The sequence below is a fragment of the Kribbella sp. NPDC020701 genome (assembly GCF_055562215.1).
Genome location: NZ_JBVHFT010000019.1, coordinates 32,203 through 51,333 on the forward strand (window position 1 = coordinate 32,203; position 19,131 = coordinate 51,333).

Consider the following 19,131-nt stretch of genomic DNA (forward strand, 5'->3'; position numbering starts at 1 on the left):
GGTGTGCGGCATCGCCGGCTGCTACCAGCAGCACGACGGTTACGCGCTCGCCGAGACGATGAGCGACCGGATCGCGCACCGCGGTCCGGACGCCGACCGCGTGTACGCGTTCGACGAGGGTGATGTCCGGGCTTTCCTGGCGCACCGCAGGCTGTCGATCATCGATCTGTCGTCGGAGGCAGACCAGCCGTTCACCAAGCGCGGCCTGACGATCTGCTACAACGGCGAGCTCTACAACTACAAGGAACTCCGCGCCGAGCTGTCCAAGGCCGGCGTCGCGTTCCGCACCAACGGCGACACCGAGGTGGTTCTGGAGGCCTGGCGACGCTGGGGCCCGGAAGCCCTCAAGCGGTTCCGTGGGATGTTCGCGTTCGCGATGCTCGACGAGGACAGCGGCAGCATGTACCTGGTCCGCGACCCGCTCGGCATCAAGCCGCTGTACTTCCTGCGCCGGCAGGGCGGCGTGATCTTCGCGTCCGAGCTCAAGGCACTGGTCGCCGCGGTCGGCCCCGAGCTCCGCACCGAGCCCGGCGCGCTGATCGCGTCGATGCTCTATTACTGGCTTCCCGAGCAGCGCTGCGCGATCGACGGCGTGGACAAGTTGCCGCCGGGGTCGTGGGCGGAGTTCCGGCCGGACGGCAGCATGCGGCACGAGACGTACTGGCGCGTGACCGACGTCGCGACCGAGGCGGCGGCCGGCCCGCGCGCCGATCTGCGCACGATCATCGAAGAGTCGGTCGCCGCGCACATGGTCGCCGATGTCCCGGTGTCCACGTTCCTCAGCGGCGGTCTGGATTCCAGCCTGGTGACTGTGCTGGCGAAGCGGATGGATCCGAGCGTCGACTCGTACACGATCACGTTCCGGGCGCAGGACCAGAAGCTCGAGGCGATGCCCGACGACGCGATCTACGCCCGCAAGGTGGCCCAGCAGTTCGGCATCGACCTGCACGAGATCGAGATCGCCCCGGACGTGGTCGAACTGCTGCCGCGGATCGTCGACATCCTGGACGAGCCGATCGGCGACCCGGCCGCGATCAACACGCTGCTGATGTGCGACACCGCGCGTGACGCCGGGGTGAAGGTGCTGCTGTCCGGGATGGGCGCCGACGAACTGTTCGGTGGCTACCGCAAGCACCTCGCCTGTGTGATGGGAGCGCAGTACCAGCGGCTTCCCGGCGTACTGCGGAACGGTCTGATCGGGCCCGCCGTACGACGGCTGCCGGTCACCGTCAACGGTCGCGGACTCCGGTACGCGCGGTGGGCGAAGCGATTCGAGACGTTCGCGAACCTGTCCGAGGAGACCGCGTTCCGGCGCAGCTACACGATGTACGACGGGGACCAGCTGGCCGGCCTGATCAGCCCCGACCTGGAGCCGTACGTCGGCAAGCTGCTCGCCGAGCACAGCGACATCTACCACGACACCACCCTCGACGATCACGTGAACCGGATGTGCCTGGCCGACTCGCGGATGTTCCTGCCCGGGCTCAACCTGGCCTACACCGACCGGTCCAGCATGGCCGCGTCGACCGAGGTCCGGACGCCGTTCGTGGACCCGATCGTGGCGCGGGCGGCGTTCTCGATCCCGGGCAGCGAGAAGATCCACCGGCGGGTGAGCAAGCTCGCGCTGAAGAAGGCGGCTGAGGCGTGGCTGCCGAAGGAGATCATCTACCGGCCGAAGGCGTCGTTCAGCGCGCCGCTGCGGGCCTGGATCCGCAACGACCTGCGCGAACTGGTCGACGACACGTTGCTGCGCGGCGAGCTCGTCGGGAGTGGGTTCCTGCAGCGGGCCGCCGTACAGCGACTGGTCGACGACGAGCGGGCCGGGCGCGAGGACTACTCGAAGCAGATCTGGCAGTTGCTGACGTTGGAGACCTGGACCCGGCACATGCGGTCCCTCGGCGTGACCATTACCTCTCTCTGAAGGACGGACATGAAGCAGGTTGCACAGAACTACAAGTCCGGTGAGCTGGCGGTCCTGGACGTGCCTCCGCCCACCTGTGCGCCCGGCGGCGTGCTGATCCGTTCGCTGTACTCGCTGATCTCCACCGGGACCGAGCTGATGAAGGTCGGCGAGGCGAAGCTGTCGCTGGTCGGCAAGGCCAAAGCACGTCCGGACCAGGTGCGGAAGGTGCTGGACTCCGTCGCCCAGCAGGGCGCGCTCAACACCTACAAGAAGGTGATGAACAAGCTCGACTCGTACACGCCGCTGGGCTACTCGCTGTGCGGTGTGGTGGTCGAGGTCGGCGCCGGGGCGGAAGAGTTCAGCGTCGGGCAGCTGGTCGCTGCCGCGGGCAACGAGTTCGCGCTGCACGCGGAGTACAACTGGGTGCCGCTGAACCTGTGTGTGCCGGTGCCGGACGGGGTGCAGCCGGAACAAGCCGCGTTCTCGACGGTCGGTGCGATCGCGATGCAGGGTGTCCGGCAGGCGGAGGTGCAGCTCGGCGACACCGCGGTGGTGATCGGGCTCGGGCTGGTCGGTCAGCTCGTGGTCCGGTTGCTGGTCGCGGCCGGGGTGCGGGTGTTCGGGATCGACACGGTCGAGGACCGCTGCCGGATGGCGGAGAAGGCCGGTGCGCTGCACTGCTCGTCGCCCGACGAGGCCGGGGTCGCGTCGCTCGAGCGGTCGTTGCTGGAGGCTTCGAACGGGCTGGGCGCCGACCACATCCTGCTGGCCGCCGGCGGTCACTCCAACGGTCCGGTCGAGACGGCCGCCCGGCTGGCCCGCGACCGGGCCCGGGTCGTCGACATCGGCAAGACCAAGCTCGACCTGCCGTGGAACGCGTACTACGACAAGGAGCTCGACGTCCGGTTCTCGCGGTCCTACGGCCCCGGCCGGTACGACGACCGCTACGAGCTCCAGGGCATCGACTACCCGGCCGGCTACGTCCGCTGGACCGAACGCCGCAACCTGGAATGCTTCATCGACCTGATCGCCCGCGAACAGATCGACGTAGGCTCCCTGATCGCCAACACCTTCCCCATCGCAGACGCCACCGAGGCCTACCAGCAACTCAGCTCGGGCGCCCTCCCCGGAGTCGGCTTCCTGTTCGAGTACCCGGACGTTCCACAGCACGAGAGCGCACCACAAACAGCAACTGTTGCGCGACCTGCAAGCGCCACAACCGGATCCGTGAGGCTTGGGTTCATCGGAGCCGGGAACTATGCGTCCAGCATGCTGCTGCCTCATCTGCAGAAGAACGAGGACGCCGTACTCGCGCATGTGGCGACCAACAAGTCGTTGTCGGCGGCGAACGCGCAGAAGAAGTTCGGGTTCGAGCAGATCGCCACGGAGTCGCAGGCCGTGCTTGCGGACGAGTCGCTGGACGCGGTGTTCGTGGTGACGCGGCACAGCAGTCATGCGGAGCTTGCCTGCCGGGCGCTGGAGACCGGCAAGGCGGTGTTCGTCGAGAAGCCACTGGCGCTGACGGACGAGGACCTGGACCGGATCGTCGCGACGGTTGATGCCACCGGCAACGACCGGCTGATGGTCGGGTTCAACCGCCGGTTCGCCCCTTTGCTGACCGGCTTGAAGGACCGCTTCGGCGACCCGGGCGGCAACTTCTCGCTGCGGTACCTGGTGAACGCCGGCAAGCTCGACTCCACCAGCTGGTACCTCGACGCCGGCAAGGAAGGCACCCGGTTCGCCGGTGAGGGCGGGCACTTCATCGACACCCTGAGCTGGTGGCTGAACAGCGCGCCCACCGAGGTGTACGCCGTACCCGGTCCCGACGCCGGCGACGTCATCGTCACCCTCCGGTTCGCGAACGGCTCGGCCGGCACGATCAGCTACGTCGGCGGCGGCAACGCGCGGTTCCCGAAGGAGACGCTCGACATCACCGGCGGCGGCCGCAACGGCCGGCTGGACAACTTCCAGAGCGCTTCGGTGTGGACCGGCCGCAAACCGGCCACCCGCAAGGCCCGCGGCACCGACAAGGGCCAGCGGACCGAGCTCGAACGCTTCGTCGCCGCGGTCAAGTCCGGCGGCCCGATGCCGATCCCGTTCGACTCGCTGGTCGCCACCACCCGCGCCACCATCGCCGTCGACCGTAGCCTGACCAGCGGAAAGCCGGAGCAGGTGTGAGCCGCCAGCCCCTGGGCTGGTACGTCCGCCGCCTGCGCCGGATGTCCCCCACCGAGCTGGTGTGGCGCACCCGCGACCACGCGCGCCGGACCGCCTGGGCCTACCAACAGGTCCGGCCCGGGCAGGACGTGCAGGTTCATCTCCCGCTGCGCAAGGAGCTGACCTTCGGTACGACGCTCCCGCCGCACACCGCGTGCGCCGTACCGGAGGAGGTCCGCAAGGCCGTCATCACGACCGCGGACGCGATCATGGCCGGCAAGCTCGAGGTGCTCGGCGTCGACCGGACGGATCTGAAGGCTCCGGACTGGTTCCGGGACCCGACCACCGGCAGGCGGTCGGACCCGGCGCAGTACGTGTTCAAGCTGAACCACCGCAACGAGAAGGTGGTCGGGAACATCAAGCAGGTCTGGGAGCTGTCCCGCCACCACCACCTCACCCAGCTCGCCGCGGCCTGGTACCTGACCCATGACGACACCTACGCCGAGCGCGTCGCCGACCACCTGAACGACTGGTGGCGGTCGAACCCGTTCCTGTCCGGCGTGCATTGGGCCAGCGGGATCGAGCTCGGCACCCGGTTGATCAGCTGGACCTGGATCCGCCGGCTGCTGAACGACTGGCCCGAGATCACCGACCTGTTCGAGCACAACGAGCTCGCCCTCCGGCAGATCTACTGGCACCAGTGCTACCTCGCGGCGTTCCAGAGCCGCGGCTCGTCGGCGAACAACCACGTGATCGCCGAGGCGGCCGGGCAGCTCGTCGGCGCCTGCGCGTTCCCCTGGTTCGGCAAGAGCACGCGCTGGCGGGCCGACGCGGCAGCCGTGCTGGAGAAGGAACTCGACGCCAATACCTTCCCGTCCGGCGTGAACCGCGAACTCGCGACGGACTACCACCGCTTCGTCTCCGAGCTCGGCCTGTACGCCGCTCTCGAGGCCGACAAGGCCGGTCATCCGCTCAGCCCGGACACCTGGTCCCTGCTCACGCGCACCGTCGACGTGGCCGCGTCGATTGTCGACGACACGCTGCGGCCGCCCCGCCAGGGTGACGACGACGAGGGCATGGTGCTCGTTCTCGATCCGCCGAATGTCCACAACTGGTCGGCATACCTGTCGCTCGGCGCCGCCGTCGTCGGCCGCGCGCCGTGGTGGCCGGAGACCCCGGCGACCGCGACGTCGGTCATCGTGGGCTCGCTCGTCGAGGGCACTCAACGCAACCGGCCGGCCGACCGACCGGAGCACTTCGAGGATGCCGGCCTGACGATCCTCCGCAGCCGCGACGCGGGTCCGGAGATCTGGTGCCGCGCCGACGCCGGCCCGCACGGCTTCCTGTCCATCGCCGCACACGCGCACTGCGACGCGCTGTCCCTGGAGGTCCGGGTCGGCGGCGTCGACGTCCTGGCCGACCCGGGCACGTACTGCTACCACGGCGAGGAGGAGTGGCGGAACTACTTCCGCTCGACCATCGCCCACAACACCGTCGAGGTCGCCGGCGCGGAGCAATCCGTCCAGGGCGGCCCGTTCCTCTGGCTGCGCGGAGCAACCTCCCGCGTACGCCGGTACGCCGCCGACAGTGACGTGATCACCTGGGACGCCGAGCACGACGGCTACCAGGCCGGCGAAACACCGGTCATTCACCGGCGGACCGCCGTACTGGATCATGGCGTGCTGCAGGTCGAGGACCACCTCGACGCAACGGCCGACGTACGCATCGCCTGGCACCTCGGACCTGAGGTGACCGTAGAGCTGGACCGCGCGACCGGACGGCTGGAGTGGCCTACCGGCTCGGCGGTCGTCGAACTGCCGGCAGGCCTGACCTGGACCGCGCACCGCGGCGGCGACGATCCGTTGCTGGGCTGGTACTCACCGCGGTTCGGCCACAAGGTCCCGATCACCACCTTGATCGGCGCCGGGACCCTGTCGGCGGACGCCCCGGCGGTCAGCACCTTCCGATTCCGGTCTTGACCGCACTTCCGCTGTATCAGCCTCCGCTCGCCGCCCTCTATTAACAGACAACACCGTGGCGTTCGACTGGAGGGGACTGTGAGCACACAGCAGCTCGACGTCAAGAAGTCCTGGCGGGCCATCCGTCGGCATCGCCTGATCGTGGCTGCCGTGGCAGCGGCCGGCCTGCTCTGCGGCGTGGCCGCCGGGTTCCTGGTGCCGCCCCTGCACACCGCCACCTCGCTCGTGGTGCTGCCGCCACCGCCGGCGGCCGATTCGGAGAAGGCCACCGGCACGCAGAGCATCGACACGCAGGTCTTCATCGCGGAGAGCGAGCCGGTGCTGAAGAGCGCCGGACAGAACCTGACCCCGCCGCTGCCGACCGAAGTGGTCCGCGGCCGGGTCAAGGTCACCGCCGTCACTGCCGACGTCATCAAGATCGACGCCAAGGGCACGACGGCCAGTCAGTCGATGCGACTGGCGAACGCCGTCGCCGAGGTCTACCTGGTCTTCGTCACCACCGACCAGAAGCTGCCCGGCGACCTGGGGAAGAAAACGGGGGCACGGGTCTTGGAACAGGCGACAACCGCACGGGGCGGCAATATGGCAATTCATCTGGGGATCTTCGGCCTGCTCGGTGCGCTCATCGGCGCGGTGGCCGGATCGATCGGCGTCCTCGCCAAGGTGCGTGGCGACCGTAGGCTGCGGCTGCGCGACGAGTTCGCCGACGCGGTCGGACTACCGGTGCTGGCATCGGTCTCGTCGTACCGGGCGAACGACGCCTCCGACTGGGCCTATCTGCTCGAGCACTACTCACCGACGGCGGTCGAGGCCTGGAGCCTGCGCAAGACGCTGCACCACCTCGGCCTGGACGTGAAGGGCCGCGGGCCGCTCTCGCTGACCGTCATCTCGTTCGCCGGCGACGACAAGGCGCTGCCGCTCGGTCCGCAGCTCGCGACGCTCGCCAATTCGATCGGCATCTCCACCTCGATCGTGGTCGACTCGCACCAGGAAGGGTCCGATGACGCCGCCTTGAGCATCCATCTGGTCGTCGTCGACCGGGAGGCGCCGCACGTGGCCGGCGCCGAGCCGACCACCAACACGATCGTGGCCCTGTCGGCGGGCACCGTGACCGCCGAGGAACTGGCCCGGCTCGCGGTCGCGGCCGCGGCCGACGACCGCACCATCGACGGCCTGGTCGTCACCGATCCGGACCCGACGGACCGCACCATCGGCCGCGTCTCGCAGTCCGCGCGCAGGTCCAGCTCGCGGCTGCCCACCCTCCTCACCGGCACCGCGAGGAGGACCAAATGAGTAACCAGCCCTCCAACGAACCCGTCGTGAGCGACCCGGCCTGGGCCGACGACGACGGCTTGTTCGACGACCAGCCGTCGAAGGCGTTCCCGCCGGACGCACTGGTCACCTTCCGCTTCCTCCGCGACGCCGTCCGCCGGCATCTGCGCATCTGGCTCATCGTCGCGCTGATCGGTTTGGCCGGCGGGCTGGCGTCGACGGTCGTCATGCCGTCGCCGAACGTGTCATCGACCCGGCTGCTGCTCACCCATCGCGACGGTGAGGACCCGGCCAAGGCGATGGCCACGGACGTCAGCCTGGCCACCACGCACACCGTGGCGCAGCGGGTGATCGACCTGCTCAAGCTGCCGGTGACCCAGGACGACCTGCTCAAGGAGTACTCCGTAGGCGCCAAGACCGACCGGGTACTCGAGATCACCGCGGGGGCGAAGACCAGCGGCGAGGCGACCAAGCTGGCCACGGCGGTCGCCCAGGTCTTCCTGGTCTACCGCAAGGAGCAGATCGCGTTGCAGGACGCGCCGCTGCGCCGCGACCTGACCTCGGCCCAGAACGATCTGGACGTAGCCAAGCAGGCGGTCATCGCCGCAGGCGACAACCCGGACCAGATGAGTCGCCCGAACAGCCCGGAGGGGATCCGGTTCAGCGCCGCCCACGACCGATACGTCTACGTCACCCAGCAGCTGCTCGACCAGTCGACGCAGGCGTTGCGGATGAACAGCAGCCGGATGCTCGACGCGGCCTCTCCGGTGCCGGCCTCGGCCAAGCGGACACTCGTGATCAACGCCGGCACCGGGCTGATCGCGGGACTGTTCATCGGTCTCGGCTTCGTCATCGTGCGCGCGCTGATCTCCGACCAGCTGTGGAAGCGCCAGGACATCGCCCAGGCCCTGGGCACCAGGATCCGGCTGAGCAGCCCACGACCGTCGCGCTTCCAGCTGCTGCCGCGTCCGCGCTACCTGCGCCAGTCGCAACGGCAGCAGCCAGAGGTGCGGCTCATGGTGCAGCACTTCGACCAGCGCATCTTCTGGGGCGAGCGGCCCACGCCGGCCATGGCCGTGGTCAGCGTCGACGACGTCAAGACCTGCGCGCTCGTGGTGGCGGCGCTGGCGGTGGCGCAGGCCGAGGACGGCAAACACGTCCTGGTGGCCGATCTGACCGAGTCCGGCCGGCTCGCCGGGATGCTCGGGGTGAAGACGCACGGTACGCACGAGTCCCGCTTCAGCGCGCCGGGGCAGCGCATCGACGTCCACCGCCCCGACCCGGCCGCCGGCCCGGCGCAGGGGTGCTACCTGCACCTGAGCGACACCAGCCGGCCGTCGAACTCGGGCGACATCCAGCTCGACGCGGCCTGGGAGGTCGCCGATCTAGTGCTGACCCTGACCACCCTGCGGCCGGAGCTCGGCGCCGACCACCTCGGCACCTGGGCGTCACACGCCGCGGTCGTCGTGACCGCGGGCGAGTCGACCACCACCAGGATCCAGGCCACCGGCGAGATGTTGCGGCTGGCCGGCCTCGAGATGGACACCGCTGTGGTCCTGCGTCCGGACCGTACCGACGAGGGCGTCGGCGTCGCCGAGGCCGAGGCCGGCCGGCCAAGGACCGTGGACGTCGAGATGTTCCGCCGATGACCACGGTCGCCGCCCGCCTCAGTACCCAGCTGGCCACCCGGCTGGGGCACCGCCCGACCCGGCGGGTCGTCGCGCCCGAGGTCCGCCGGCGGCGGCGCGTCCAGCTGGCCTGGGCGCTGCTGGTGCTGAACGTGATGACGTTCTTCCCCGGCGCCCCGCACCTGCTGCCCATTCCGGGATCGGTCGGCAAGCTCATCGCGCAGCTGGCGCTGATCGGCGCCTTGACAGTGGCGCTGATGGTGAACCGGCCGGTCCGGATCCGGCCGAGTGTCTTCATCTTCCTGCTGCTGACCCTGGCTGTGGAGGGACTGCTGGCCAGCGTCCGCGCCGAGTTCCTGTTCGGCGCGCTGTTCCGGGCCGGCCGCCTGTGCGGGTTCGCCCTGGTGCTGTGGCTGCTGACGCCGTGGTGGACCCGCCGCGACCTGCTGCTGGTGCGCACGCACCTCATGGTCCTGTGGGCGATCCTCGCCTCGGTCGTCCTCGGTCTGTTCGTCGCGCCGGGACTGGCGCTGACCGAGGACCGGCTCGGCGGCATCATCTGGCCGATCCCGCCGACCCAGGTCGGGCACTACGCCGCGGTGGCCGCCGGCCTCACGATCGTGCTGTGGATGTCCGGCCACCTCCGGCGCACGGTCGCGTTCACCAGTGTGCTGGTGGCCATTCCGGTCCTGCTCCTGACCCACACCCGGACCGCGTTGATCGCGCTGCTGGCCGGCGTACTGATCGCCGGGCTGAGCCTGTTCACCGCGCGGTCGCGGGTCCGCAAGGCGTTCGCGATCGGCATCGTCGTCTTCTCCGTCGGGGCACTCACCCTCAGTTCGGTGGTGGCGACCTGGCTGGCCCGCGGGCAGGACACCCAGGAGCTCGGCGCACTGACCGGCCGGAAGGCGGTGTGGGACTCGATCCTGGCCCAGCCGCGAACGACCTTCGAGACCTTCTTCGGTTTCGGCCTGTCCAACAAGTCCTTCAACGGCCTGCCGATCGACAGCAACTGGCTCGGCACGTACTACGACATCGGGCTGGTCGGGGTCGCGCTCACGATCATGCTCGTGCTCTTCGTCCTGACCGCCGCGTGGTTCCGGCCGCAAGGCCCGCACCGGGCCCTCGCGCTCTTCCTCGTCGCCTACTGCGTGATCGCCTCGTTCACCGAGAGCGGACTCAGCGAGGCGTCGCCGTACCTGCTCGAACTGACGCTGGCCGCGTCACTCGTCTATTCCACATCCACCCGCGAGGGGATGCGATGAAGATCCTGCTGGTTCACAACCGATACCGGTCGACCGCGCCGAGCGGCGAGAACCGGGTGGTCGATCAGGAGAGCGAGGCGCTGGCCGCACTCGGCCACGACGTCCGGCACTTCGAACGGCACAGTGACGACATCGAGGACTGGCCCGCCTGGCAGAAGGCGACGCTGCCCGCTCGCGTGGTCTGGAACCCCGCGAGCCGGCGGGATCTCGCCGCGGTGCTGGAACAGGACCGCCCGGACGTCGTCCACATCCACAACACGTTCCCGCTGCTGAGCCCGTCCGTCCTGTACGCGTGCCGCAAGGCCGGCGTCCCGGCCGTGATCACCTTGCACAACTACAAACTGCTGTGCGCCAGCGGTGACTTCTTCCGCAACGGCGAGGTGTGTCACGACTGTGCCGGCGGCAACCCGGCCGCCGCGGTGATCCACCGCTGCTACCGGGGATCGGCGCTGGCGACCTCGACCACGGTGCTGAACGCCCGCAGCCATCGCCGCACCTGGCGCCGGCTGGTCTCGGCGTACATCTTCATCTCCGAGTCGCAGCGTCGCCTGATGGCCGCGATGGACTTCGATCCGGACCGGTCCTTCGTCAAGCACAACGTCGTTCCGTACGACGGTCCCGTCGGCGGACCGCGGGAGCGGCAGGTGACGTACGTCGGGCGGCTCGACGCGGCCAAGGGCGCACCCCTGCTGATGAAGGGCTGGGACGCGTATCGGGCGATCGCGGGTGACGACGCGCTCCGGCTCGTGATCGCCGGCGGCGGCCCGATGCTGGACGAGGTGACCGCGTGGGCGGCCACCAGGCCGTCGGTCGAGCTGCGCGGGATGATGAGCAAGCAGCAGGTGTTCGAGCTGATCGGCCGCTCCCGGGGCGTCGTCCTGCCCTCGGAGTGGGAGGAGACGTTCGGCCTGGTGGTCGTCGAGGCGATGGCGGTCGGCGTACCGCCGCTGGCGTCGGGGCACGGGTCGTTCCCGGACCTGATCACCGACGGCGTCGACGGCGCGCTGTTCGAGCCGGGCCGTCCGGACGCGCTCGCCAAGCTCCTGCTCGACGTCGACGCCTCGCCGGACCGGTACGACGACCTCGGCCGGCAGGCCCGGACGACGTACGAGAAGTTGCATCAACCACACCAGAGCATCGAGCAACTGCTCGAGATCTACCGGTACGCGATCGAGCACCCGGTAACCGCCCGACGCTGAGTTTCGAGGACCACATGCCCCCCGAAGGAAACCCCATGGAACAGCGCGACCCGCGACCGCCGGCGTCCGGCGACGAACCCGCGTGGTACCGGCGCCCGCGCACGATCGTCGCGACCGCGGTGGTCCTCGTCGCCGCCCTGGTGGTGACCGGAATCGCTGTGTTCACCGGGGATTCGCCGACTCAGAAGGCGGGTCCCGGCTCCACCTCGCCCGCGGCCACCCTGACTCAGGTCACCGCGCCGACAAAGCCGTCGGCGAAGATCTGCGGCGATGCCAAGGCGCTGTCCGGCCCGGCCACCGCCCCGGCCGGCGCGGTCGTGGTCGGCCCGAACGAGAAGCTCGACGCGCTCACCCAGTCGAACCCGGCCGGCACCACCTTCTACCTGACCTCCGGAACGCACAAACTCGGCAACGGCCCGTACGCCCAGGTGATCCCGAAGGACGGCAACACCTATCTCGGCGCGCCCGGGGCGATCATCGACGGCGGCCGGGAGAACCGCTACGCCTTCACCGGCTACGCGACCGGGGTCACGGTGAAGAACCTCACCATCCAGAACTTCGGTGCGGTCCGGAGCAACAATGACGAGGGCGTGGTGAACCATGACTCCGCCGGCCGCTGGACGATCGCGGGCAACACCATCAAGGACAACGCCGGCGCCGGGGTGATGGTCGGCGACCACAATGTGCTGCGGGGCAACTGCCTGCAGGACAACGGGCAGTACGGCTTCAACGCCTACAACCCGGGCAAGGTGGCCAGCATCACGATCGAGAGCAACGAGATCACCGGCAACAACACCGACGACTGGGAGAAGCTCAAGGGTGGCTGCGGCTGCACGGGCGGCGGCAAGTTCTGGGAGGTCACCGGTGCGGTCGTGCGCCGCAACTGGATCCACGACAACCTCAGCGTCGGGCTGTGGGCGGACACCAACAACACCGGGTTCGTGATCGAGGAGAACTACATCTCCGGCAATCTGGCCGAGGGCATCCTCTACGAGACCAGCTACAACGCCGGCATCCGCGGCAACACCTTCTTCCGCAACGGTCTCGGCAAGGGACCGGAGAACAGCGGCTTCCCGACGCCCGCGCTGTACATCTCCGAGTCCGGCAGCGACCCGCGGGTGACCGGCGTCTTCAACCAGACCTTCGAGGTGAGCGGGAACGTGTTCACCGACAACTGGGCCGGCGTGATCCTGTGGGAGAACGCCGACCGGTTCGCCGGGTCGGCGGCCAACACCAGCACCGGTTCGGGAACGCTGGTCAATCCCTCGGTGGTCAACGCCAAGACCTGCAACGCGACCACCATCACCAAGCAGCCGTACCTGAGCGACTGCCGGTGGAAGACGCAGAACGTCCGGGTGCACGACAACATCTTCACCCTCGAGCCGGACAAGATCGGGGCGACCTGTGCGTTCCGGACCGGCTGCGGCTACAACGGATTGTTCTCCAACTGGGGGACGTTCCCGACCTGGTCGCCGTACCAGAAGGCCACCGTGCAGGACGCGATCACGCTCCACCAGGGCAACCGGTTCTTCGACAACACCTACGCCGGGCCATGGAACTTCATCGTGCACGAGCAGGGCAACCGGGTGAACTGGGCGGCCTGGCAGGGTGCGCCGTACGGCCAGGACCAGGACAGCGTGATCAAGGTCCAAGGGGAGCGCTGAGCAGCATGATCGGGCCTCCTGAGCGTGCCGCCGGCGAGCAGATCGCGCTGCTCCGCTCGGTCGGCTATGCCGCCTTCGGGCGGCACGAGCGGGATCTCGACGTCCTGGATCTGGTCTTCGACAGCATCGTCGACGCACCCGGTACGGGCGACATCCGCAGACTGCGGTTCGCCGGCCACGGCATCACCCTGGACGTCGACGTCCGCGGGCAGGCCGACCTGACCATCGAGTTGCGGGTCTCGCCGTCCGGTCCGGTCATGGTCGAGTCCCGCGGCGGCGACACTGAGGGCCCGACCGCAGCGCGGCTGGTGAGCTTCCTGCTCCGCTGGCCCGGCAGCACACAGCGACCGGTCCGGACCGCCTGGATCATTCTCTGATCGCAAGCCGTCCGGACCGGTACAAGTGCTGCTTCAGGAGGCAAGCAGCAGTCTGAGTTTCTCCAGGCACCGACCGCGGATCGGGCCGATGCTCCCGATGGGGATCCCGATCGTGGCGGAGATCTCGGCGTACGGCGCGGGCGGGTCGGCCATCAGCATGCCGAGCAGCTGCTGCCACCGGTCCGGCAGGCTTTCGAGCGCACGCCGTACATCGTGCGCCCGCTCGCCGGCGAGCAGATCGGCGTCGAGCTCGGGCTGGTCCCCCGCGACCCCCTCGAACGCGGCCGACTCGTAGGTGAGCAGGACCCGCTTGCGGAACGCCAGTACCCGCAGGCATTCCCGGCGGGTCGTGACGACCAGCCAGGCCCCGACCCGCTCGGGGTCGACCCGGTGAATGTGCTCGAGCAACCGCAGCCAGACCATCTGAGAGACGTCCGCGGCATCGCTGTCGCTGAGCCGGAAGCTGCGGGTCACGGCCCAGACGAGCCGCGCATAGTGGTCGACCAGCCGGCTCCACGCGCCCTGGTCCCCCGACGCGGCCTGGATCACCAGGGTCGCGGCTTCGGACCGGACCGTGGTGTCTTCGGTCGTGTTTTGATCAGTACCGGGCTCGGCACTGAGGTGTTGCATCATGAATTCCCCCCTCGGGAATGCACCGCGTAATTGACGTCCCCCGACGTTTGGTGCGTTCATCGCGCCGGCCGGCAGATGGCCAGGGCGAGTTCTTCAGTAGGCGCCGTCGCTACCGAGCACGGCGCGAGCGGTCTTCCAGAGGATCAGCAGGTCCAGAGCGATCGACCAGTTGTCGGCGTAGCGCAGGTCGAGCCGCATGGACTCCTCCCACGTCAGGTCGCTCCGTCCGCTGACCTGCCACAGACCCGTCAGGCCCGGCTTCACGAGCATCCGTCGCGCGTCGTCGATCGCGTACTGCGCGACCTCGGCCGGCAGCGGCGGCCGAGGACCGACCAGCGACATGTCGCCGCGGAGCACGTTCACCAGCTGCGGCAGCTCGTCGATCGAGAACCGGCGCAGGTACTTGCCGACCTTGGTGATCCGCGGGTCGTCGCGCATCTTGAACAGCACGCCGTTGCCCTCGTTCAGCGCGACGAGCTCGGCCTTGCGGGCCTCGGCATCGGCGACCATCGTCCGGAACTTCAGCATCGAGAACTGCTCACCGCTGCGCCCCACCCGGGTCTGCCGGAACAGCACCGGCCCGCGGCTGGTCAGCTTCACCATGGCCGCGGTGACGAGCAGGATCGGCGCGACGCCGAGCAGCAGCAGGCAGCCGACGACCCGGTCGAAGATGCTCTTCAGCAGGTGCGGCCCGCCGGAGACCGACGGTCGCTCCAGGTGCAGCAGCGACAGGCCGGCGACCGGGCGGATCGAGATCCGCGGACCGGCGACCTCGACGATGCCCGGCGAGACGATCAGCTCGACACCGCGCTGCTCGAGCGCCCAGGACAGCTTGCGCAGCGTGTAGCCGGCCAGCTCCGGGTCGGCGGCCACCGCGACGACTTCCACGTCGTACTGGTCGACCGCGGCCAGGATGTCCATCTCGGTCCGGCCGAGCCGCTCGAGCTCCGGCCCCTCCAGGGCGTCACCGCGCGGCAGGCAGCTCGCCACCACGATGTAGCCGTCGGCCGGTCGCTCCTCCAGGTGCCTCCGCAGCGTGCTCACCTGGTCGGTGCGCCCGACAACGAGCACCCGGCGCATGCACCGCCCGGCGAACCGCCGCCAGGAGATGCTGCGATGCAGCAGCCAGCGGCCGACCATCGCCGCCAAGCACGTCATCGGCACCGCCAGCACGACGAAACCACGAGCGACCTCGCTCTTGGTCGCGTACGACGTGATGGCGAGCAGCGCGGTCAGCGCCACCGCGGCCCGGATGATCGCGCGGAACTCCTCCGGCCCGGTGCCGAAGTAGCGGGTCTCATAGCCCCGCTGCAGCGCCACACAGGCCAGCCAGGCGATCGGCAGCAACGCGGTCAGCACGAAATAGCCGAGGTTGATCTGGGCCCCGAACCGCGCCACCATCGCCAGCGAGCCGCCGATCAGCGCCGCGCCGACATCGGCCGCCAGCGAGTACCGCCGGTACTTCGCCACCCAGCGCGCCTCGGTGTAGCGGGCCGATCGCGGCAGGATCGCCGGGATCTCGTCCGGAACCAGCCAGACCGGCCGACGTCGTTCCCCCGACGGCGCCGGCCGTAGGTCAGCCGAATCGGCCAACCCCTCGGACATGACAAATTCAGTCACGCACAGTCACCCCCCACAGGTGAAAAGCGATGCCCGCGACCAACCCACTCCCCGTCACGGACCTCGTTGAACGTCGCCCCCACAACGACGTGATCCAGAGAGTACTACGTGGATGCGGCGTACAACAGCACTGATCGCGAGTGTTTACCGCTGCGCAACCCGCCGGGCGTGCAAAGACCCTCGGGCCCGCTGAACGGGCCCGAGGGTCTTCAGATGACTACCAGTGGTGACCAGCCGCCGGGTCGGGGACGGATGATCGGTGACGCCCGGCCGGGTCGACCGGGCGCCGGGTCTGCTCAGCCGGCGATCAGGCCGTCGCCGCTGATCAGCTCGCGCATCTCGGCCAGCGAGCTGTCGCCCGGCGGCAGGATGGCGTCGGAGTCGTGCAGCTCGTCGTCCGGGACCTTGGCACCGGAGCGGACGAACTCCAGCAGCGCGGCGAACGCGGTCTGGAACGCCGACTCGTCGCCTGACGAGACGGCCTTCTCCAGGTCGCCGTCGACCGCGTTGAGCGCGTCCAGCTTCTCGTCGGCCAGCCGGTACTGGCCTTCACCCATGATGCGAACGATCATCGAACGTCTCCGTCCTGAGGTCGCACCGGCTCGGCTGCCGGCTGCTGCACTGGCTGCTGGGCGGACTGAGCGGGCTGCTGTGCCTCACCGGAGATCTCCTTCGGCGCACTGCCGCCGGAGAGCTGGGCCTTCATCGCCGCCAGCTCGTTCTCCACGTCGGAGTTGGACGACATCCGGTCCAGCTCCAGGGTGATGCTGTCCTTGCTGCTGCCGCTGGCGTCGTCGAGCGCGCCGGAGGCGAGCAGCTCGTCGATCGCGCCGGCCCGGGCCTGCATCTGCTGGGTCTTGTCCTCGGCCCGCTGGACCGCCAGGCCGACGTCGCTCATCTCCTCGGAGATGCCGGAGAAGGCCTCGTTGATCCGGGTCTGCGCCTCGGCCGCGGTGTAGGTGGCCTTGATGGTCTCCTTGCGCGTCCGGAAGGACTCGACCTTGGCCTGCAGCCGCTGGGAGGCCAGCGTCAGCTTCTCCTCCTCGCCCTGCAACTGGGCGTGCTGGGTCTGCAGGTCGTCGATCTGGCCCTGCAGCCCGGACTTGCGGGTCAGGGCCTCCCGGGCCAGGTCCTCACGGCCCATCGAGAGCGCCTTCTGCGCCTGCTCCTGGAGCTTCGACGACTGGGACTGCAGCTGGGAGGCTTGCAGCTCCACCCGCTTGCGGCTGGTGGCCACGTCGGCCACGCCCCGCCGTACCTTCTGCAGCAGCTCCAGCTGCTTCTGATACGAGTAGTCAAGGGTTTCGCGAGGATCCTCGGCCTTGTCCAGGGCGGAGTTCGCCTTGGCCTTGAAGATCGTCGACATCCGCCTGAAGATGCTCATCGATATCCGTACCCCTTCTGTGCCGGCGTGACGACCCGGCGTGCGTCAACCACCCTATGTCCCTATGGGTCACCACACCATCAGGACCGGCCCCGATAAAGTGGTACCCAGGTCCGGGGACCACCCCGAGTCGACCTGCCCTGCCGAATGAGGTTCAGACCCCGTGTTCCGTCGTACCAAGTCTGAGACAGCTACCACCGTACCCGCCGACCCCCAGGGCAAGCCGGGCGGTAAGGGACGCCCCACGCCGACCCGCAAGGAGGCGGAGGCCGCCCGCAAGGCCGCGCTGAAGAAGCCGCGCAACCGCAGGGAGGCCTCGGCGTACCGGCGGGAGAAGGTCCGGACCGAGCGGGCCAAGATGCAGGACGCCATGCGCACCGGCGACGACCGGTACCTGCCGGCCGCCGACAAGGGCCCGGTCCGGCGGTTCGCCCGCGACTACGTGGACGCCCGCTACTCGGTGATGGAGTTCGCGCTGCCGATCCTGCTGGCGGTGTCCCTGATCGGCGTGGTCTTCTCCCGGCAGTTCCTCTGGCTGGCCGGGGTGGTCAACCTGCTCTTCCTGGCGATGATCCTGCTGATCGCCCTGGACTGGTTCCTGCTCTCGGCCGGGCTGCGCCGGGCGGTGACGGTGAAGTTCCCGAAGGAGTCCACCAAGGGCCTCGGGTTCTACGCGGTCCGCCGGACCATGCAGATGCGCCGCTGGCGACTGCCGAAGCCGATGGTCAAGCGCGGCGAGAAGCCGTCCTGATCCTCGGTACGACGGGCGCCGGGAGGGTGCCCGCCATCCGGGGACAGTAGGGTCAGGGGTATGGACTTCCGCTATCTCGGCAACAGTGGTTTGAAGGTCAGCGAGATCTCGTACGGGAACTGGCTCACGCACGGGTCCCAGGTGGAGAACGAACAGGCCAAGGCCTGTGTGCGGGCGGCCCTGGAGGCCGGCATCACCACGTTCGACACCGCCGACACCTACGCCAACACCAAGGCCGAGTCGGTCCTCGGCGAGGCGCTGGAGGGTGAGCGGCGCGAGTCGCTGGAGATCTTCACCAAGGTCTACTGGCCGACCGGCCCGTTCGGACCGAACGACACCGGCCTGTCCCGCAAGCACATCCACGAGTCGATCAACGCCTCCCTGAAGCGGCTGAAGACCGACTACGTCGACCTCTACCAGGCGCACCGGTTCGACACCGAGACGCCGCTGGAGGAGACGATGGAGGCCTTCGCCGACGTCGTCCGGTCCGGCAAGGCGCTCTACATCGGCGTGTCCGAGTGGACCGCCGAGCAGCTGCAGGAGGGCCACCGGCTGGCCCGGGAGTTGCGCATCCCATTCGTCTCGAACCAGCCGCAGTACAGCATGCTCTGGCGGGTGATCGAGGCCGAGGTGGTGCCGGCCTCGGAGGAGCTCGGCATCGGCCAGGTGGTGTTCTCACCGATCGCGCAGGGCGTGCTCACCGGCAAGTACCTGCCCGGTCAGCAGCCACCGGAAGGTTCGCGGGCCACCGACGCGAACGGCGCCAACATGATCAAGCGGTTCCTCAACGACGACGTGCTGAGCCGCGTGCAGGAGCTGAAGCCGCTCGCGGACGAGGCCGGCCTGGCGCTGTCCCAGCTCGCCATCGCCTGGGTGCTGCAGAACCCGAACGTCTCCTCGGCCATCATCGGCGCGTCCCGCCCCGAGCAGGTCGTGGAGAACGTGAAGGCCTCCGGTGTGAAGCTCGAGGAAGCCCTGCTCAAGCGGATCGACGAGGTCCTCGGCGGGATCGTCGAGCGGGACCCGGCCAAGACCGCGCAGAACTCGCCGCAGACCCGGCCCGGCTCATGAGCTGGAGCTGGCGGTTCGAGACCGCGAGCGGCGCCCTGGTCGACCCGGGTGAGGTCGGCGGGGCGGAGTTCTCCGCTCAGGGTGACGCGGAGAGCTGGCTCGGTGAGAGCTGGCGGGACCTGGCCGAGCGTGGCGTCGGCCAGGTGTACCTGCTGGAGGACGGCCGGGAGGTCTACGGCCCGATGAGTCTGTCCTCCGCAGAGTAGGCTTCGGTCGAACCACTCCTGC

16 protein-coding genes are annotated in these 19,131 nt (G+C 69.1%); 12 read left to right on the forward strand and 4 right to left on the reverse strand.

The window, feature by feature from the left end:
* Window position 1 precedes the first annotated feature (1 nt).
* The 9 genes from asnB to ACZ3HV_RS35985 all read left to right on the forward strand — a co-directional run bounded on the left by asnB (window position 2) and on the right by ACZ3HV_RS35985 (window position 13,444).
* Entirely contained in the window at window positions 2-1,921 is a 1,920-nt protein-coding gene (gene asnB / locus ACZ3HV_RS35945) for an asparagine synthase (glutamine-hydrolyzing) (RefSeq protein ID WP_465691111.1), read from the forward strand.
* A gap of 9 nt (window positions 1,922-1,930) precedes the next feature.
* Entirely contained in the window at window positions 1,931-4,081 is a 2,151-nt protein-coding gene (locus tag ACZ3HV_RS35950; protein ID WP_465691113.1) for a bi-domain-containing oxidoreductase, read from the forward strand.
* Window positions 4,078-6,039 (forward strand): alginate lyase family protein, encoded by a 1,962-nt coding sequence (locus ACZ3HV_RS35955; RefSeq protein WP_465691115.1) that lies wholly within the window; start codon window positions 4,078-4,080, stop codon window positions 6,037-6,039. The genes ACZ3HV_RS35950 and ACZ3HV_RS35955 overlap by 4 nt, the downstream gene beginning before the upstream one ends.
* Window positions 6,040-6,117: 78 nt before the next feature.
* A complete protein-coding gene (locus tag ACZ3HV_RS35960) occupies window positions 6,118-7,332 on the forward strand; it encodes a Wzz/FepE/Etk N-terminal domain-containing protein (RefSeq protein ID WP_465691117.1) in 1,215 nt (404 codons plus the stop codon).
* Entirely contained in the window at window positions 7,329-8,960 is a 1,632-nt protein-coding gene (locus ACZ3HV_RS35965; protein ID WP_465691119.1) for a YveK family protein, read from the forward strand. The genes ACZ3HV_RS35960 and ACZ3HV_RS35965 overlap by 4 nt, the downstream gene beginning before the upstream one ends.
* A complete protein-coding gene (locus ACZ3HV_RS35970; RefSeq protein ID WP_465691121.1) occupies window positions 8,957-10,204 on the forward strand; it encodes an O-antigen ligase family protein in 1,248 nt (415 codons plus the stop codon). Before ACZ3HV_RS35965 ends, ACZ3HV_RS35970 begins: the two co-directional genes overlap by 4 nt.
* The gene (locus ACZ3HV_RS35975; protein WP_465691123.1) at window positions 10,201-11,403 is read left to right on the forward strand and encodes a glycosyltransferase; all 1,203 of its coding nucleotides are present in this window, start codon (window positions 10,201-10,203) and stop codon (window positions 11,401-11,403) included. The genes ACZ3HV_RS35970 and ACZ3HV_RS35975 overlap by 4 nt, the downstream gene beginning before the upstream one ends.
* Before the next feature lie 35 nt (window positions 11,404-11,438).
* The gene (locus ACZ3HV_RS35980) at window positions 11,439-13,067 is read left to right on the forward strand and encodes a right-handed parallel beta-helix repeat-containing protein (protein ID WP_465691125.1); all 1,629 of its coding nucleotides are present in this window, start codon (window positions 11,439-11,441) and stop codon (window positions 13,065-13,067) included.
* Between the two features lie 5 nt (window positions 13,068-13,072).
* Window positions 13,073-13,444: a hypothetical protein gene (locus tag ACZ3HV_RS35985; protein ID WP_360362034.1), complete on the forward strand. Its 372-nt coding sequence runs from the start codon at window positions 13,073-13,075 to the stop codon at window positions 13,442-13,444.
* Window positions 13,445-13,477: 33 nt separating this feature from the next.
* Here the strand turns inward: ACZ3HV_RS35985 and ACZ3HV_RS35990 are convergent, their stop codons facing one another.
* From ACZ3HV_RS35990 to ACZ3HV_RS36005, 4 genes are all read right to left on the reverse strand, one after another.
* The gene (locus tag ACZ3HV_RS35990; protein ID WP_465691127.1) at window positions 13,478-14,077 is read right to left on the reverse strand and encodes an RNA polymerase sigma factor; all 600 of its coding nucleotides are present in this window, start codon (window positions 14,075-14,077) and stop codon (window positions 13,478-13,480) included.
* Window positions 14,078-14,170: 93 nt separating this feature from the next.
* On the reverse strand, window positions 14,171-15,697 hold the full coding sequence (locus ACZ3HV_RS35995) for a sugar transferase (protein ID WP_465691129.1): 1,527 nt from the start codon (window positions 15,695-15,697) through the stop codon (window positions 14,171-14,173).
* A gap of 296 nt (window positions 15,698-15,993) precedes the next feature.
* Window positions 15,994-16,269: a PspA-associated protein PspAA gene (pspAA, locus tag ACZ3HV_RS36000; RefSeq protein WP_360362041.1), complete on the reverse strand. Its 276-nt coding sequence runs from the start codon at window positions 16,267-16,269 to the stop codon at window positions 15,994-15,996.
* Window positions 16,266-17,081 carry a PspA/IM30 family protein gene (locus ACZ3HV_RS36005; RefSeq protein WP_360362044.1) on the reverse strand — a complete coding sequence of 272 codons (816 nt, stop codon included), beginning with the start codon at window positions 17,079-17,081 and terminating at the stop codon, window positions 16,266-16,268. Before ACZ3HV_RS36005 ends, pspAA begins: the two co-directional genes overlap by 4 nt.
* A gap of 163 nt (window positions 17,082-17,244) precedes the next feature.
* Between ACZ3HV_RS36005 and ACZ3HV_RS36010 the strand changes: the two genes are divergently transcribed.
* Genes ACZ3HV_RS36010 through ACZ3HV_RS36020 form a run of 3 tightly spaced genes read left to right on the forward strand, consistent with a single transcriptional unit; the run spans window position 17,245 to window position 19,109 of the window.
* Entirely contained in the window at window positions 17,245-17,832 is a 588-nt protein-coding gene (locus tag ACZ3HV_RS36010) for a DUF3043 domain-containing protein (protein WP_465691131.1), read from the forward strand.
* 60 nt (window positions 17,833-17,892) lie between these two features.
* Entirely contained in the window at window positions 17,893-18,903 is a 1,011-nt protein-coding gene (locus ACZ3HV_RS36015) for an aldo/keto reductase family protein (RefSeq protein WP_465691133.1), read from the forward strand.
* On the forward strand, window positions 18,900-19,109 hold the full coding sequence (locus tag ACZ3HV_RS36020; protein WP_360362053.1) for a hypothetical protein: 210 nt from the start codon (window positions 18,900-18,902) through the stop codon (window positions 19,107-19,109). The genes ACZ3HV_RS36015 and ACZ3HV_RS36020 overlap by 4 nt, the downstream gene beginning before the upstream one ends.
* Window positions 19,110-19,131 lie beyond the last annotated feature (22 nt).